Source organism: Paenibacillus septentrionalis (genome assembly GCF_042659865.1).
Lineage (GTDB): Bacteria > Bacillota > Bacilli > Paenibacillales > Paenibacillaceae > Pristimantibacillus > Pristimantibacillus septentrionalis.
In genome coordinates this window covers 545,815-561,939 of sequence record NZ_JBHSTE010000004.1, presented here as the reverse complement: position 1 = coordinate 561,939, position 16,125 = coordinate 545,815, and the positions used below count along the sequence as shown (strand labels likewise).

The 16,125-nt window shown below is 37.2% G+C and carries 16 protein-coding genes; all 16 read right to left on the bottom strand.

The features are described 5' to 3' along the window. Positions 1-2 precede the first annotated feature (2 nt). The 16 genes from ACFP56_RS14245 to ACFP56_RS14170 all read right to left on the bottom strand — a co-directional run bounded on the left by ACFP56_RS14245 (position 3) and on the right by ACFP56_RS14170 (position 16,124). On the bottom strand, positions 3-1,034 hold the full coding sequence (locus ACFP56_RS14245; RefSeq protein ID WP_379235612.1) for a LacI family DNA-binding transcriptional regulator: 1,032 nt from the start codon (positions 1,032-1,034) through the stop codon (positions 3-5). A 325-nt stretch (positions 1,035-1,359) separates the two neighbouring features. Then, positions 1,360-2,247, bottom strand: a complete 888-nt coding sequence (locus tag ACFP56_RS14240; RefSeq protein WP_379235610.1) for a DUF6612 family protein — start codon at positions 2,245-2,247, stop codon at positions 1,360-1,362. Between the two features lie 278 nt (positions 2,248-2,525). Then, positions 2,526-2,993, bottom strand: coding sequence for a hypothetical protein (locus ACFP56_RS14235; RefSeq protein ID WP_379235608.1), 468 nt, complete (start codon positions 2,991-2,993; stop codon positions 2,526-2,528). Positions 2,994-3,057: 64 nt separating this feature from the next. Then, on the bottom strand, positions 3,058-4,089 hold the full coding sequence (locus tag ACFP56_RS14230) for a CobW family GTP-binding protein (protein WP_379235606.1): 1,032 nt from the start codon (positions 4,087-4,089) through the stop codon (positions 3,058-3,060). Between the two features lie 110 nt (positions 4,090-4,199). Beyond that, positions 4,200-4,334: a sporulation protein YjcZ gene (locus ACFP56_RS14225; protein WP_379235604.1), complete on the bottom strand. Its 135-nt coding sequence runs from the start codon at positions 4,332-4,334 to the stop codon at positions 4,200-4,202. A 382-nt stretch (positions 4,335-4,716) separates the two neighbouring features. Next, positions 4,717-6,246 carry a methyl-accepting chemotaxis protein gene (locus ACFP56_RS14220; RefSeq protein ID WP_379235602.1) on the bottom strand — a complete coding sequence of 510 codons (1,530 nt, stop codon included), beginning with the start codon at positions 6,244-6,246 and terminating at the stop codon, positions 4,717-4,719. A gap of 140 nt (positions 6,247-6,386) precedes the next feature. Beyond that, positions 6,387-7,097, bottom strand: a complete 711-nt coding sequence (locus ACFP56_RS14215; RefSeq protein WP_379235600.1) for a hypothetical protein — start codon at positions 7,095-7,097, stop codon at positions 6,387-6,389. Next, entirely contained in the window at positions 7,097-7,549 is a 453-nt protein-coding gene (locus ACFP56_RS14210) for a VanZ family protein (protein ID WP_379235598.1), read from the bottom strand. Before ACFP56_RS14210 ends, ACFP56_RS14215 begins: the two co-directional genes overlap by 1 nt. Next, a complete protein-coding gene (gene galU / locus ACFP56_RS14205; RefSeq protein WP_379235596.1) occupies positions 7,549-8,424 on the bottom strand; it encodes a UTP--glucose-1-phosphate uridylyltransferase GalU in 876 nt (291 codons plus the stop codon). Before galU ends, ACFP56_RS14210 begins: the two co-directional genes overlap by 1 nt. An 11-nt stretch (positions 8,425-8,435) precedes the next feature. After that, positions 8,436-9,437 (bottom strand): UDP-glucose 4-epimerase GalE, encoded by a 1,002-nt coding sequence (galE, locus tag ACFP56_RS14200; protein ID WP_379235594.1) that lies wholly within the window; start codon positions 9,435-9,437, stop codon positions 8,436-8,438. Positions 9,438-9,460: 23 nt separating this feature from the next. Further along, the gene (locus ACFP56_RS14195; protein WP_379235592.1) at positions 9,461-10,699 is read right to left on the bottom strand and encodes an O-antigen ligase family protein; all 1,239 of its coding nucleotides are present in this window, start codon (positions 10,697-10,699) and stop codon (positions 9,461-9,463) included. A gap of 25 nt (positions 10,700-10,724) precedes the next feature. Then, on the bottom strand, positions 10,725-11,927 hold the full coding sequence (locus tag ACFP56_RS14190; RefSeq protein WP_379235590.1) for a glycosyltransferase family 4 protein: 1,203 nt from the start codon (positions 11,925-11,927) through the stop codon (positions 10,725-10,727). Positions 11,928-11,972: 45 nt separating this feature from the next. Next, on the bottom strand, positions 11,973-13,142 hold the full coding sequence (locus ACFP56_RS14185; protein ID WP_379235588.1) for a hypothetical protein: 1,170 nt from the start codon (positions 13,140-13,142) through the stop codon (positions 11,973-11,975). Between the two features lie 68 nt (positions 13,143-13,210). Next, positions 13,211-13,735 carry an acyltransferase gene (locus ACFP56_RS14180; RefSeq protein WP_379235586.1) on the bottom strand — a complete coding sequence of 175 codons (525 nt, stop codon included), beginning with the start codon at positions 13,733-13,735 and terminating at the stop codon, positions 13,211-13,213. A 21-nt stretch (positions 13,736-13,756) separates the two neighbouring features. Beyond that, a complete protein-coding gene (locus ACFP56_RS14175) occupies positions 13,757-15,154 on the bottom strand; it encodes an oligosaccharide flippase family protein (protein WP_379235584.1) in 1,398 nt (465 codons plus the stop codon). Then, positions 15,141-16,124 (bottom strand): glycosyltransferase family 2 protein, encoded by a 984-nt coding sequence (locus tag ACFP56_RS14170; RefSeq protein WP_379235582.1) that lies wholly within the window; start codon positions 16,122-16,124, stop codon positions 15,141-15,143. The genes ACFP56_RS14175 and ACFP56_RS14170 overlap by 14 nt, the downstream gene beginning before the upstream one ends. Between the last annotated feature and the right edge of the window lies 1 nt (position 16,125).

Genomic DNA, 16,125 nt, shown 5'->3' with positions numbered 1-16,125 from the left:
AGTTATTGAATCGCTTGACAGCTTTCGCGTTCAACTAAAGATGTCCCGATTTTAATCTGCAGTGGTGCTACACGTCCTTCCAGCCTTTCCACCAGCATATTAACTGCCGTTTTGCCAAGCAGCTCCGTATAAGCATGAACGGTCGTAAGCGGTGGCAGTACGAAAGCAGCCAGCTCAATGTCGTTAAAGCCAACGATGGACATTTGTGCTGGCACCTGTACACCCGCTTCATGGAGTGCCCGAAGCGCTCCAACCGCCATATGATCACTTGCCACGATACAAGCAGTTGGCTGATGCGGCTTGGCCAATATCCGCTTCATCGCTTCATAGCCGCCTTGTGATGACCAATCCTCTACCCATTCCACAGCTTCATAGCTATGATGGTAACGGCTTTGCATCTTTACATAAGCGCGGTAGCGATGCTCTTCTGAGCGGCGAAACTCTCCTGGCTGACGCAAGGAATGAATCGATTCCACCCCGCCAATAAATCCGATGTGCTCATGCCCCAGCTGCACCAAATGCTCATAAGCAGACTGGATCGCTCCCTCAAAATTAAGATGCACAGAATCATACGCATGCTGATCCTCGCCATGATTGACGAATACAACACGCTCTGGATTCGGATAAGCTTCGAGAACGTCTCCAACCTCTATAGAGCCAACAACGAGCAATCCATCCAAGCCTGATACTTCAGCAAGATCCGAGAATTGATCGCCGCGAATGACCTTGCTTATCTTGAGTCCGAGCGCTTCGCATTGGAGCTCAATCCCTCGTCGCACAGACTTAAAGTAAGGATCTTGGTTCTCCTCATCTGCTGTTGCCAAAAACAGCAGCCCGATCTCTGCTTCAGCCCGCTGCATTTCCTGCTTCTGTCTGCGCAAGCGCTGCCGCTTATAGCCAAGCTGCTCAGCAATCGCAAAAATTCGCTCCTTCGTCTCAGCACTTGTGCTAAGCGTTGGGTCATTGTTGAGCACGCGCGATACTGTCGCTGTAGATACTTGTGCAAGCTCTGCAATCTGGCGAATCGTAGCCATTTTGCCCTCTCCTTCCTTGTGGCAACATAAGCGATGCCGTTTTATTATGTGTATCACCAGTTAATGTTTACTTAATATATTTACTTAACAAATACAGTGCTATCATAACCTATAACTCCCCCCCAAAGCAAGCCTAGATATGAATACACTCTACGATTATATGGAACCCGATAGCAGAAATTTCCTTTTTCTTTTTCTTGATTTAATTCAGGTCTATCAACAAAAAACTGCACCTTGATTCGTTAGATATACCTAACCAATCAAGATGCAGTCCACAATGTGCAATCTGTCTTCTTTAATGCTATTCAATTATATTATTCACTAATTATAGCGCAATTTCCTCAGCACTCAGAGCTTCCTCTGGTACTTCAATGGCATCAATCGCATTATGATTCGAGTATTCCGTTGTTACCGTAGAAACAATAGATAGTTTCTGTCCCTCAGCACTGATGTTCATGTCTGTGAAAACATCCATTTTCAGCAGCTTGTTACTGCTCTTTTCAACCTCAATCACGTATTCTGCTGCATTCACTTCGAAATCACCAAGCTGTGCGAACTCGTCACCTAGCTGTTCAGTAAGCAGGTTGTTGAACTCCTCACCTTTTGCATTTAACGTAAATACATAGATGCCGTCTTGCTCCTCGACAGAAAAGCTTTCAGAGAAGTCTACAAGCTTAGCTAGCTGTGCAGAAGGATCCAGAGAGGCTTCATCTACACCTTGAAGGATTTGGTCCATCATATCCGTTGGCAGCTTCATCCACTGACCAGAGGTTGCTTCTTTCACGAAGAAGCCATCAGAAAGCATGTAGGATTCAATCTCCTGTTTCTGACCAGCAGCTTCAACAATTGTCAGCTGCTTGAATGCAAGCTCTGGCTTCATTGTAACGTCCATTTCACTAGTCGTTTTTGTATCCATTACATTGCCATCCATATCTATCTTTTGATCAGCAGTCATCGTTGCCGAAAAGCTGTCAAGGTTATTAGCTTCACTTACAACTGTAACGAATAATTCCTTATCCGCATCTCCAGTGGATGGAGTCTCTGCCTCATTAGAGCCTTGATCGTTTTGTTCACTCTCGCCTTGTGAAGCAGATACAGGCGATTCATTGTTGGCAGGCGTGGTTGCACCTTCACCACAAGCTGACAGTAGCACCAAGCTCATAACCAATACCAACGCTAATCCATACTTTTTCATTAATAACTTCAAATTCATACCCCTCTCCTTTTCTCTAGCTGCACGTCACTACATACCGTGAATTGCAGCCATCGCAAACATCCAGTTAAAAACTGGGTGTTTTACAACAATACGGGAAATTATACCATAATCGATTGTTTCGTCAACCATTCTTTAGTCTTAGGTCAAAAGTTCGCACTGACCAAAAACAGCGTAACGGCGCATGTTCTGCTCCACAATCCAACCCTAGTACAGCCAATAAAAAAAAAGCATTACGAGTTATCGCAATGCTTTTCGTCTGTTAATTCGACAGCTATTTATCGATGGTTGCTGCGTTCCTCCAGCTCATGAAGCTCGTCATGAAGCTGTTCAAGCGTCTTGCCTTCTACATCGATTCCTTTTTGCTTGGCATACTCACGGATTTTCTCGAGCTTCTTCGCACGGAATTCCTGCTTGAATGCTTCCCATTTTTCCGGCTGCTCACGTTTGGCTTGATCAACTTCCTTTTTTAACTGATCTAGCGTTTTACCTTCTGTCTCGATATCGAAGTACGCTGCCAAACGCTTCAGCTTCTCAAGACGCATCTGCTTAATCTCTTCACTGGTCATCTTTTTATGTGAGTGCTTATGAGCGTGTTTGTGGTTCAAATGCTCCTGCTTCGCTTGTTGTTGGCTAGAGCGTTCTGCATCACGTTCAGGCGCAGCTCCTGTTGCGATTGGCGCCATCAAGCTGCATGCAAGCAGCGCACTTGTTAACCATACTCCAACTGTTTTCTGTTTACTCATCCAATAACCTCCAAGATGTATCATCTCGTCTAGTATGACCCAGGCTATGGGAGAGTATTCCTGCTTATGCTTGCTCGAGCTTTTCCAGCTCTTGTTTCAACCAATTGGCATCAAAGTGTTCGCCGATGAATACCGCTACATCATGAACCTCGCCTTGCGGCTCAATCCGCATAAAATCTGATTCGCGATAAGCATATTGAAATAAAAACCTGCTCGGCACATCACGAAAGGTGACAATTCCCTTTGCACGATATATTTGCTCGGGCAGCTGCTTCAGCCATGCTTCGAACTGCTCGCTATGAGGCGGCTGTTTCCAGTAATGGGTATAGGCCATCACATGCTCATGGTGCTCATGATCATGATAGGCGTGATCATGAGCCTCTTTATGATTAGCTCCCTGCACATGGGCTTCTTTGTGTGAGGTATGATCTGCTTCGGCCTGGTCATTCGGTCGGTCAGCTCCTTCATATGTGCTTACTGTCGCTGAAGGAAGCTCTGGCTGGAGCAGCCAGCTCCAATCGTCCAACTGGCATTGCGTCGTAGTGACCATCTGGGCATGCTCGTTTTCCTCTCTGACCAACTGCTCAAGCTCTACCAATTGCTCTGGGTGCAAGCGATCGGCTTTATTTAACACCAGCCTTGTAGCACAGCGAATTTGGTCAAGCATTAAACGGTACGTTTTGTCCTTTTTCGCCTTAGCCCTAGCCAACACATGCTCGCCATCTACAACGGTTACGATTTCCTGTAACACTGCGTGCTTGTACATTGAGGTTTCTGTTATCGCATCAATGCTTTCCATCGGATGGGCTGCACCAGTTGATTCAACAATAATAAGATCAGGCTTGTACTGCTGAAGAAGCTGATTGAGCTCAAGCGACAAGTCACCGCGCATGCTGCAGCAGATGCAGCCTCCCAGCACCTCTGCCATGGCAACATCCTTTTTCACAAGCTGTCCATCCAGGTTTACTTCTCCAAGCTCATTCATAAGTACAGCAGGAACCAGACCAGCTGATTGCGCTTGTTCAATCATTTGCTGAAGCAGCGTCGTTTTACCGCTTCCTAAAAATCCGGATAATAAATAGATTGGTACCATCATGCAACAAGCCCTTCTGCTTCGTAGTATATAGTCTCTATTATAGCGCAAGCCTTTAAAAACGAGAAAGCCCTTGAGCACTCTCGCTCAAGGGCTTCTCTGATCCGGTCAGATTAACAAAAGCAAACAAGCAGAACTAGCAGGATAAATAGTACTAAAATCCAACCAGCATTAACACCAGCGAAACCTCCGACACCTTTACCTCCGTAAGCCTGGTTAGCACCAGAAACCTTTGCAGCGTAGTTCATAACTGTCATCTCCTTTTCGATAAGGTACAACATATCATATGATTATTTGGACGAAAGGTTTGGGCACAGGCCTAACCTTTACGCAAATACCCTACAATTCCACATACGCCCAACTTGCCTTATCACTAGACATTCGTCCATCCCTCTTAGGGTAGATAAGCATATAGTATGGTGTAGTCACTTACTTGAGGAGGTGCATGTTGCTATGAAAGGTTACGCTGGTGGATACTCAGGTTACTCTAGCGGTGCTTTTATTCTTGTGTTATTCATCCTCTTAGTACTTCTTCTCATCTGCTTCGTTTAATTGGATCGGTAACATGAGTAAAATAGCATGGCGCGGAGAAAGGAAGCGATAAACAGATCGCTTCCTTTTTTTGCGTATTTATGTTTTGAGCTGCTTCGTAAGCTTCATCGCAAGCTGCGATACTTGCTCGATCTCATCGTGAATGCTTGCTGTAGCCACTTGCTGCTGCTCTGTACTTGCCAGCAGCTGTTCTACTGAAGCTACTCCTTCCTCCGTCAATGCAGACATGCTCATCATCTCATCTGCCATCAGATCTGATTTATGCTGAAGCTCCTGCACGCTTTCATACAGCTGCTTAATAATGCTCTGCATAAGTTCGCTAGCCAGCTTCATTTGCTCGTATTGATCGGCTGCATCTTTTGCCAGGGCGACAGATTGCTGAGATTCCTGCTCACCCTGCTTCATATGTGTAAGGGTACGATCCGTTTCCACTACTACCTGAGAGAGGATACCGCCTATTCCTTCTGAAGCAGCCTTGGATTCATCCGCTAAGCGCTGTATCTCTTTCGCCACGACAGCAAAGCCTCGTCCATGCTCGCCAGCATGTGAAGCCTCAATCGCCGCATTTATCGCGAGCAGCTTCGTTTGATTGGACACTTGTGTAATTAGATTCATTGCTTGATGAATTTGACTTGTTGCCGTGTATAGCGCTTCTGTAGTCATGCTTGCTTCCGCCATCGTATCAGATACACGTTCAATCCGATCATTTAGCTTGTCCAATGCTTTCTCACTATGCTCCGCCGTTGCCGTTGTTTCGAGCATGTGACGGTGAAGCTGCTGAAATGCTGCAGAATTTGCATTGACAAGCCGCTTAACAGCATCCAGTGCTAGATGAACAGAGGCTATCGATTGGTGCTGCTGTTCGAATCCTTTCGTCACTTCTTGGAAGGATTGAACCATTTCTCGTGATGTACGTACGTGATACTCTGATTGCTCCCGCATAGCTTGGGACGATTGATCGAGCTCGCGTGACATCCGCTCCACGTTCTGCATTAAAAGTTGTAGCTGCTGATCCTTTTCTCGCTTTTCCTCTTCAACCACCGCAAGAACACGCTGCTTTTGATAAATCTGTCTAATCGTAGCAAGTGAGGTTAGGACTAAAAACAACGCATGAAGCAGAAACATTCCGAACGAATAGGAGTCTGCGCCAAACACTAATCTCGGGAACCAGATTAAACCAATTAGATGCTGTATTGCAAATATAATCGTGCTAATTGAAATTAGTTTAATCTGTTCGTAATATGCGATCGCTGCAACTACCATGAATATTGAAAAGTGAAGCTCAACCATCCCTCCACCACCAGCAATAAGCGAGACGCTGGATAGTGTTAACGATAGCGTGGTGAGCAGCGGAATCATCGGATGGTCATGATTTTTCTTCAATAGAATAAAAGCAGCAAGCCACAGCACAATCGGGAGCATAAGCAAGGCATTCAGGGCAATTCCATACTGCACTTCTACATTAAGAGCTAATGAGTGCATACCACCATGATGATGACTTAGCTCCTCAAGTATTTGAAATTTTCGTTGCATTACGTGGATGATGATACTTAGTATTACGCTAAAACATGCATACCAAGACATTAAACGATTCTTGTTGCTGTTCATAGAAGCGATTCCCTCCTACAGCATTCATTTTTTCCCATCCTGGTAGTTTAACGCCTCAGTCTGAACAAAAAATGAACAATATGGAGATTATGTAAAGCAAAAAAAAACCGGTAGGATTCAATCCTACCGACTTATATGTGCTATTCGTCTTTCACTTCGGAATATGATCTTCCTTGGCTTAAACCATGCTTAGCCGCAATTGCAATCAGATCGTTGTATTGATCTTCAGAGAGCTTTTCCAGAAGTATTGCTCTAGCTTCCTTTTTTTCTTCAACACTCAGGCCTCCACTTGCAAGCTTTTGAAGTGTAGAGATATCTGAAGCAGACAAGCTGCCCATTAGCGTCGTAACGACCTTCGCCTTTTCACCTACTGTAATGTTCTCTTCTACTTCCTTGGCTTTGTCAGTAGAAATTTCAGGCGTATAACCGCCGCTGGAATTGCCAGGAGTAGGCTTCGGTGTCGCGGCTGGTGTGTCACTCCCTCCGTTAGAACCTGTGGAAGAGTTCTGTCCTCCTCCGTTGGAGCTGCTAGATTGACCTGAATTCGAGTTACTTTTTTGATCTGTATCATCGGCTTGCGTACCTTGACCAGCATTAGCAGAATCCTGTTCATCAGAATCAGTTGACTCATTTGGGTCAGTTGCATCTGATGGCTCATCCGGAACGGATACAGTATCATCTGGCTGAACATCCAATGCTCCATCTTCTTCTCCCATTAGATCATCCACACTCATGCCAACCATGGAATCAAGCACTTTATCCACCGCATAATTGGCAGCAAATAAGCCTCCTACAACAAGTACAACTAATATGCTTGCAATCCAAATCGTAACCTTTTTCCATGTTTTCATTACAACCATCTCCGTCCAACTAAATATACTACTGTAATTCCTAGCATTGCGCCCGCACTATCGATTGCTACATCTCTAATACTAGCTCCTCTGCCATCAACAAACAGTTGATGAGTCTCGTCAATAATGGCATATGCTACCGATACAGATAGAGATATAAATAACGCTTTTCTCCAGCTGCAGCGATTTACACGACATAGCACCATCAAAATCGAGGCTAACAAGAAGTAAAGTGAGAAATGAGCAAGTTTGCGCAATGTGTGGTTCCACTGTGCCAGGCCAATATCATAGCCTGTCCACTTCTCAACATAAGGCAAGGAATACGTCGCGACTGTCTTGCTTAACTCATTTGAATGAGCGGCAGGCTGGTTCGACAATCTAAATATTCCCGCAATGAGAAGGATCGTGCCCACTACTAAAATTAGACGCAGTATACTAGACTTTTGTTTCATTAATTCGGGAAATCCTTCGTGATCTTGTTCAGATAAGCTAAGAAGGAATCTCTAAGTTCCTCACGACGAAGTGCGTATTCTACTGTTGCTTCTAGAAAGCCCTGCTTGTCTCCTACATCGTATCTTCGTCCACTGAATTCATAAGCGTAGACAGCTTCAGAACGTGACAATTGATTCAGTGCATCCGTTAATTGGATCTCACCGTTGGCTCCAGGTGGTGTGTTCTCAAGTATGTTGAAAATCTCAGGTGTAATAATATATCGTCCCAGTATCGCAATATTCGATGGGGCATCTTCTGTTTTAGGTTTCTCCACCAGCTTATTAACACGAGACACCGTGGTATCAATCTTGTGACCATCGACTATCCCATATTTGTGTACGTCCTTCTGCTCGACCTGCTGTACACCAAGCACGGAGCTATTATAGTATTGATACACATCAATAAGCTGCTTTAAGCATGGCTTGTCTGAGTAAACAATGTCATCGCCAAGCAATACCGCGAACGGTTCGTTGCCGATAAAGCTTTTCGCGCAATAGATCGCATGACCAAGCCCTTTCGGTTCCTTCTGACGGATATAATGAATATTGACCATATTAGAGATTTTACGAACCTCTTCAAGCAGCTCATTTTTCCCTTTTGCTTCAAGCTCGAGTTCAAGCTCTACGGATTTATCGAAATGATCCTCGATTGATTTCTTGTTGCGGCCTGTAATGATGAGGATCTCATCAATTCCTGATTCAACCGCTTCTTCTATAATATATTGCAGCGTTGGCTTGTCCACAATCGGCAGCATTTCCTTCGGTTGTGCCTTTGTCGCTGGTAAAAAGCGTGTACCTAGCCCAGCTGCGGGGATTATTGCTTTTCGGATAGACATTAAAGAGCCTCCTAACAATTTTCACCTTTTTTTATTTCGAACCTCCACGCATCACGACACATAGTTATTAGATCTCTTTTCGCTTCCCAACCAAGTTCATTTTTTGCTTTTGTTACATCAGCATAAGCAACAGCAATATCTCCGGGTCTTCGATCTACTATTCGATATGGAACCTTAACCTCATTAGCCTTTTCAAATGTTTGGATTAGTTCCAAGACGCTTGTTCCATATCCAGTTCCTAAATTATATATTTGAACCCCCTCTGATATTTGTTCTACTGCCGCTACATGTCCTTCAGCCAAATCCATAACATGAATGTAGTCTCTTACTCCTGTACCATCTATTGTTGGGTAGTCATCTCCAAAAATCTTTAAATGACTAATTTTCCCCTTTGCCACTTGAGTAATGTAAGGCATTATATTATTAGGAGTTCCATTAGATTTTTCACCGATTAAACCACTTTCATGTGCTCCTATGGGATTAAAGTATCTTAATATGGAAACACCAGTATTATTTATTGCGTTGAAGGTATCTATTAACATCCTTTCACACATAACCTTTGTTTGACCATATGGATTTGTTGCAGGTAAAAGTTTCATCGACTCTTTAAATGGTACTTCATTCTCACCATATACTGTAGCAGACGAACTGAATACTAATTTACTTATACTGTATTTTTGACAAGCTTGCATAAGTACAATCGTACTGACTAAATTATTATAGTAATATTCAAGAGGTTTTGAAATAGACTCACCTACCGCTTTAAATCCAGCAAAATGGATTACGCCATCTATACGATGCTTCTTAAACACTAAATTTAATTTAGTATTGTCAGTCACATCAAACTCGTAAAAAGTTATTTTGTTCTCAGATAATTTTTCAATCATATCTACCATTTTTCGATCACTGTTATTAAAATTATCTATTACAATAACTGAATGTCCTGCTTTAAGTAAAGCAATACAAGTATGAGAGCCGATATATCCAGCACCTCCAGTTACTAAAATGTTCAATTCAACTCCTCTTTTCTAACAATTTAATTGTGTATGTGTTCGTCGCGCTCATATAAACGTAAATAATCTAAATAAGCTAGGCCCATAATATAAAAGAATGTTATTTGTAGTACATCAAATATTTGTATGGTAAAGGATGAAAAAATAAAAATAAGTTGCATTCCTAAAACAAAGATTAGTAAGTTGTCTTTTTTTCTTAGAAGAAGTAATTTTATGTTAGATCCTAAATTTCTACAGAAGAATAATAATAAGAATATCACACCAAATACCCCATAAAAATACATATACTGTAAAAAGAGGTTATCAAAAACTATATCATCACCTTTATTAATTCCTACACCAAAAATTATATTCCGCTTGATTTCTTCTAGATACATTCCCCAAATTTCTGTACGACCGCCTAATGTAAGAATATCTGTTAAATTCCAATTAAAACGTACTGAATAAAACAAGGTTTCATAATTTGTATATATAATAACAAAAGTCAAAGTTACTAACCCTATTATTGCTATAGAATAAATTTTCTTTCCTTTTTTCAAAAAAAGTTGTATTAAAACAACAATAGCAAGAGATACTACAGCTAGCACCCAAGATGTCCTTGAACCAGTGAAAAACAAGTAAATTAAGGGTATTACTAATAGAACTAATCTCCAAATTATTTTTAAATTTACTGTATAAAAGAAAACTATTGTTATTGCTAACCATATCCCGAAAAAATTAGGGTTTCTCAAAGTTCCTACTATGCGATTATAATGCTGATATATATTACCCGACTTTCCCATTTCATATAAATTCCTTAATAATTCTTTTAATGGGAAATTAAATAATTCTATAAATGAAATAAAAAACACACAACTACTGACTATAATTAAATTTGATTTAATTACATTTTCGATAGTTGCTCTATTTTCTTTTAGAATTCTGAACAGATTAATAAAATAAATATAAATCAAAAAGAATTCAAAAGTTCTTACTAACTCTGACAACACTCGCAAACTAGAAATGTTACCTCTTATTATAGAATTGATTATGCCTACTATGTTCAATATTACCAATAAACATAACCATACAATTGTCATTTTTTTTCTCGGTACTTTAAATTTTTTTGTAACAATCAAGAATATTAGATATCCCATCAAAATAAAATCATTAATCCATAAAGCAACTGAATACCCTACCAAACTAGAAGGAAACGGTAGAAGAAGGAGCAAATATAAAGGGATAAAGTACGTTAGATAATATTTCTCTTCTCTTATTTTCAAGTTACAAATTCCTTTCTAAATTCAATCAGTCACTTTCTTCGGTAAACACTTCTCTTATGTTCTTAAAGTGCTGCATCCAGGTAAAATTACCCTCTACGTAATCTCTACGGTAGCCTTTATTTACTTCCGCATTTTCGAAACAGTATTTTACTGCATTTATAACCTCTTCTTCTTTATTACAATTAACTAAAACACCTAATAAATTATTTGTTATTATTTCAGCGCTTGCTGTTACTGTATCTGGTGGATTTGATTCTACTGCTATACAAGGTAATCCACATGCTAAAGCTTCTATATATACATGACCAAATCCTTCATATTTACTAAGCAACGCAAATACATCCGCCATTTTATAAAACTCTTCAATGTTATTTCTAGCCCCCCAAAGCTTTACATTGTTATGTAGCTTATATTTGGCTATAATATTTTCTATACGGTTACGAGCTTCTCCCTCGCCAACAATAGCTAATTTCACATCTTTATCTTCAGTTATTATCTTATTCATAACATCAACTAGCATTTCGATATTTTTTTCTGAAGATAGTCTACTGACACATAACAATATCTTGTCACTCTCATTGTATTCATATTTTAATCTTAGAGCTTTTTTTTCATCACTAGTGGCTACATTAAATCTTTCAATATCTACTCCTGGTGGGATAACATTTACTTCAGTATTCGTTATATTAAACCCTTCTGTTATCTCATCCTTTTTTGAATGACTAAGTACACCAAGGTAAGGAGTTGATTTTATAGCGAGTTTATCGAGATAATGTATCTGAGGAAGCAGTAAATAATAATATATTTTTTTAAGGCCTTTTACCTTTTGAGCTTCTATATGTTGTAACTTTGATGCAATTAATGGGGATATAAAAATATGTTTTTTTATGTTCTTTGATTTTGCAACAGCTAATGCAAAAGTGTAGAATCTTGATATAACAATATCGTTCTCTTCAATGCTATACTTTTGGAAGAATTTTAGTGTTTTGCGATAAAAAATAAATGGAGTAAATGGTTTCAGAAAAATAGGAATATTAGAATAGTCGATTCTAGTAACTTTAATCCCTTCAATAATTTCAACAGGAGCAAGATCTCTATTCTTCAAGTTAGATGTAATAATTTCTACATTAATTCCTTGTTTTAATATCTCTTTTGCCAAGTTTCTAGTATATGATACTAATCCACCATGTTCAGGTAAATATGCATTAGTAACAATCCACACTTTCATGAAAGTCATTCCCCTCAATTTCTTCTATAGATTGCTCTATAGGAATCATCGTCTCATAGTTATTTTTTTATATAAAGCAACTGCATTATTAAAAAGTATCTTTCTATATGTTAGGACGTGGTTTTCAGCTCCAATATAATTACATGCCTTTAGCCTGTCTAGTCCAATATCAATTAATTCTCTTATCTCTTCATCATTATTATAGATAGTTAAATAATCACTCATAGAATGTAAGATCCATGCATCTGATCTCGGGTAATATTCATTCTCTACTATAATTCCATTGCCTTTAATAACAGGATAAAAATACGTTTGGTTCCACATATACTTATACATATAATCTCTTATTTCAATAGTCTTACTTCGATCATTCCAATATAAAGAACATGATAACAATGCACAATATCCCCATGTGTGAATATCTGTTGATTTTTTTTCTTTAACTTCTATATAAGGAACATTTAGTGAATGATTTAATTTCTCTTTAAGATAGTTAGAAACATATTCTATTGTTTCATAATTATCTGCATTATTATAAAATTTATTTGCCTGAATATGATAATATAGCTGTTGAGCAATATGGTAGTTATCTATTTTTATATAATAAGGATCCTTCATTAAATCTTTTTCGAAATAATTCCAATACCCAACTTCATTGTGACAAATCAATTCCTCTCGCATATATCTAAACATTCCATCACATATCCCCTTAACGCTAGAATCTTGAAAAACTGCCATATAATACGTTAATGTGGAGACCGCAAAAGATATTCCGTTAGTTATATGTACTTGTGTATAAGAACAAGGAGCATAGGGGATTACCCAGCACATTTTATTAGTTTTGTAAGAATTATTTTTAATCCAATCTATCCCTTTTTTAATTGATGGGATTACAAACTCTTCATGATATGTATCATAAAACTTAATTAATGCGTAGATAGATAAGATTTCTGGAGTAGTTGACTCCTTGTCGTTCATTTTCTTCATATTTTTCCCAAATGAGAAATTATAACCTATGTCAAATCCCCCATCCTCGAGTTGATTTTTGATTATTAATTGAGCAATGGAATAAGACATTTCTCTATATTTTTTATCATTAAATAAAGAATCCATATTAATCACAGTTAATAATGTCTCGTACAATGTCTGCGAGCTTTGAATATTGTCCACTGGCTTATTTACAAATCTTAACAATCCATCCTTAACCATATTCATAATTACCTTCCTCACTTATTATAGTATTTGTTATCATGCAATAAGAAAAACAGTAACTACTATTCTTCTTATTCGTAAACTTTACCTATTATTTGATTTTGCAAAATAACTTTACTATTATCAGGTATATTTCTAGTAATCGTAGCATTGGCAGCTATGAGACAGTAGTTTCCTATACATCCATTGGAAGTAACAACAACTCTAGTTCCTAACCAACTACCTTCTCCAATACTAATGTGATTTCCTTGGCTCTTAGAAAAAAAAGACATATCCGTCTTACAGAACTCATGATTTGATGATGCTATAACTACGTACGGTCCCAACATCGTATTTGAAGAAATACTTACTCCGTATTGAGCATTAACCCATGCTCCGTATCCAAGATAAACATTATCACCCACAACTAATTTTTTTGGATGTAAAACCTTAACGTATCTAGACACTTTCAGTTTTTTCCCTTTTTGTTTAAGTTGTAAACCTAAGAAGTATCCTCTTGCTAAATCTCCATAAGCCCCTTCAGGAAGAAAATTCAAGAAACTCTCTACGATTGATAAAAAAGTGATTTTTATTATCCATAAAACTCTTTTAATCATTATACTTCTCCTCTCATATTCTCACTTCAAAAGTAATATTTTATATTCATTTTTCTTAAAAATAATATATAGAATGATAAAAAATAACGATGCTAAAAACTTAAATAAATTAGGTATAGTTAAAAATAGGTCTAATAGAAAAACAAAAACTACAATTAGAGTTGAATAAAAATAGCTTGCATTAAACTCAACATGATATTTTATTTTCTTTATATAGATGCGACACATAATAATCGTTATAATCATAGTAATTACTTTAGCAATAACAGCACCAATAACCCCAAAAAAGTTAATAAACGGTAATATTAAAATAATTTGCAACAAGACTGATACACTACTGATTAAAAAATATTGTTTAGTTTTCCCCAAGGCAAATAGGAAATTATTCAAAATAATCGCCGGGGAACCTAGTAACACTGAACACATAAATAATTGAAATATGCCCGAGTACTCGAGATAAGTTTCATCAAAAAGTAACCTTATAATTAAGTCAGAATTAAATATTGAAAAAACAACAATAGGTATAATTACTAATAAGTTACGATTTAATAGCATCTTAAAAATATCATTAGAATTATCTTCTTTTAAATTTTTACAAAGATAAGGGTAAAAAGTTGAGTTGTATATATTCGGAATCAATTTAGCCATGTTCACAATTTTTAGTACTATATAATAACCACCTAATGTTGCTAGCCCAAACTGATTTAATAGAATAATTTGGTCAATTTTATCGTATAAGAATGCTACAATTGTTGATGCATATAAAAATAGTACATATCCAAATATTTTATTGTTCTTATTCTGAATTACTGTATATAAATTTGAAAAGTTAAAATTAATGTTTTTTATACTAAGAACTACAACCACAAAGTATCCTGCTAAGATGAAATAAAAAAATACCTTTATAGTTTCTAATTCACCATTATATAATATTAGAATTGTCGCTAAAAAACAGACTATATTAAATACTTTTGTGCCTATTGCGTATTTTAGAAAACGTCCTTGTTCTTTATAGAAAGACAATATAATATGATATATAATTATTAATCCTCCCGAAGCATACATTAATATATTAGTATTTTCATTGGAAGAGGTTATAACTTTTATAATATCAATATTTATCATCTTCATTAGGAATACAACAATAAAGTAAAAAAATAAACACAGTAATAAATAATATAAAAGAAATGATCTTTTATTATTCTCAGTACCTGTATCGGATATTATTTTTACTAATGCTGTTTCACCACCAAATAAAAAAAAAGTTATAATGGATAAGTAAAATAGCTCTACTATCCCTAATAGCCCTACAGCTTCAGGTGATACCCTACTTATTAACATCGAAGTAATTAATTGTATTGGGATTGCTAACATTGATATGAACAAAACAGCTTTAGCACCGTTATTATATTTTTTCACTACATTTTCCTGAATAATAACGCCTCCTTAATTTGAACAATAAAAATATAAATCTATCTAATTTAAATTTCATCGCATAATAAATATATCGATATCTTTTATCAAGGTAACGAATATCAACCTTTTTTAGTATGCTACCAATTTCCACTTTTTTCTTAAACACCTTATAACTTATGTTTTGCTCAGCAAATAACTTAAGAAATTGAACTATTGAAGCAAATTCATAATTCACCACGCCATCATCATACTTACCTGTATATTCTTTCTTAAGTAAATTAATCATGTTATATCTTTTATTATACAAAGAAAAAGCATCGTGACTTGTAGATAATGAGCCCTCTCTTTTCACATAATTATATACTATTGAATCAATAAAAATCACTTGACTAGACTGCTCCAAACAAGAGATCGTTAAGATCAATTCTTCTGATTCATTGCTATTTTCATTGAAAGTAATATCACCATCTTCTAATAATCCCCTTCTGATTATTTTAAATTGTCCCCAAGGCAGTCTCCAAGATAGGGTATTATTTATTAGTTGAATAGTTTTTAAATTACTAAACGCATTTAATTTATAGCTTTTTATTAAGTTCCCCTTATCATCTACTTGTCTAAAATTAAAATATAATAAGTCGTGGTGCTGATAGAGATACGTATCAAGAATGTTTTTTAGTTGTTTACTTTCTATGAAATCATCAGAATCCACAAACATAACATATTTTCCTTTTGCAAGATGTATTCCCTTATTTCTTGCTGCTCCAGGACCTTTGTTATTCTGGTAGTAATATCTTAAATTTGGACAACTACGCATATATGATTCACATATTTCTCTAGTATTATCGATAGATCCATCATCTATAAGTAGGATTTCAACTTCCATTCCAATATTCACTGAATCTATACATTTTCTTATTGTTTGTTCAGAGTTATACATTGGAATAATAATCGATAGAATTACCTCGTTATTCAAA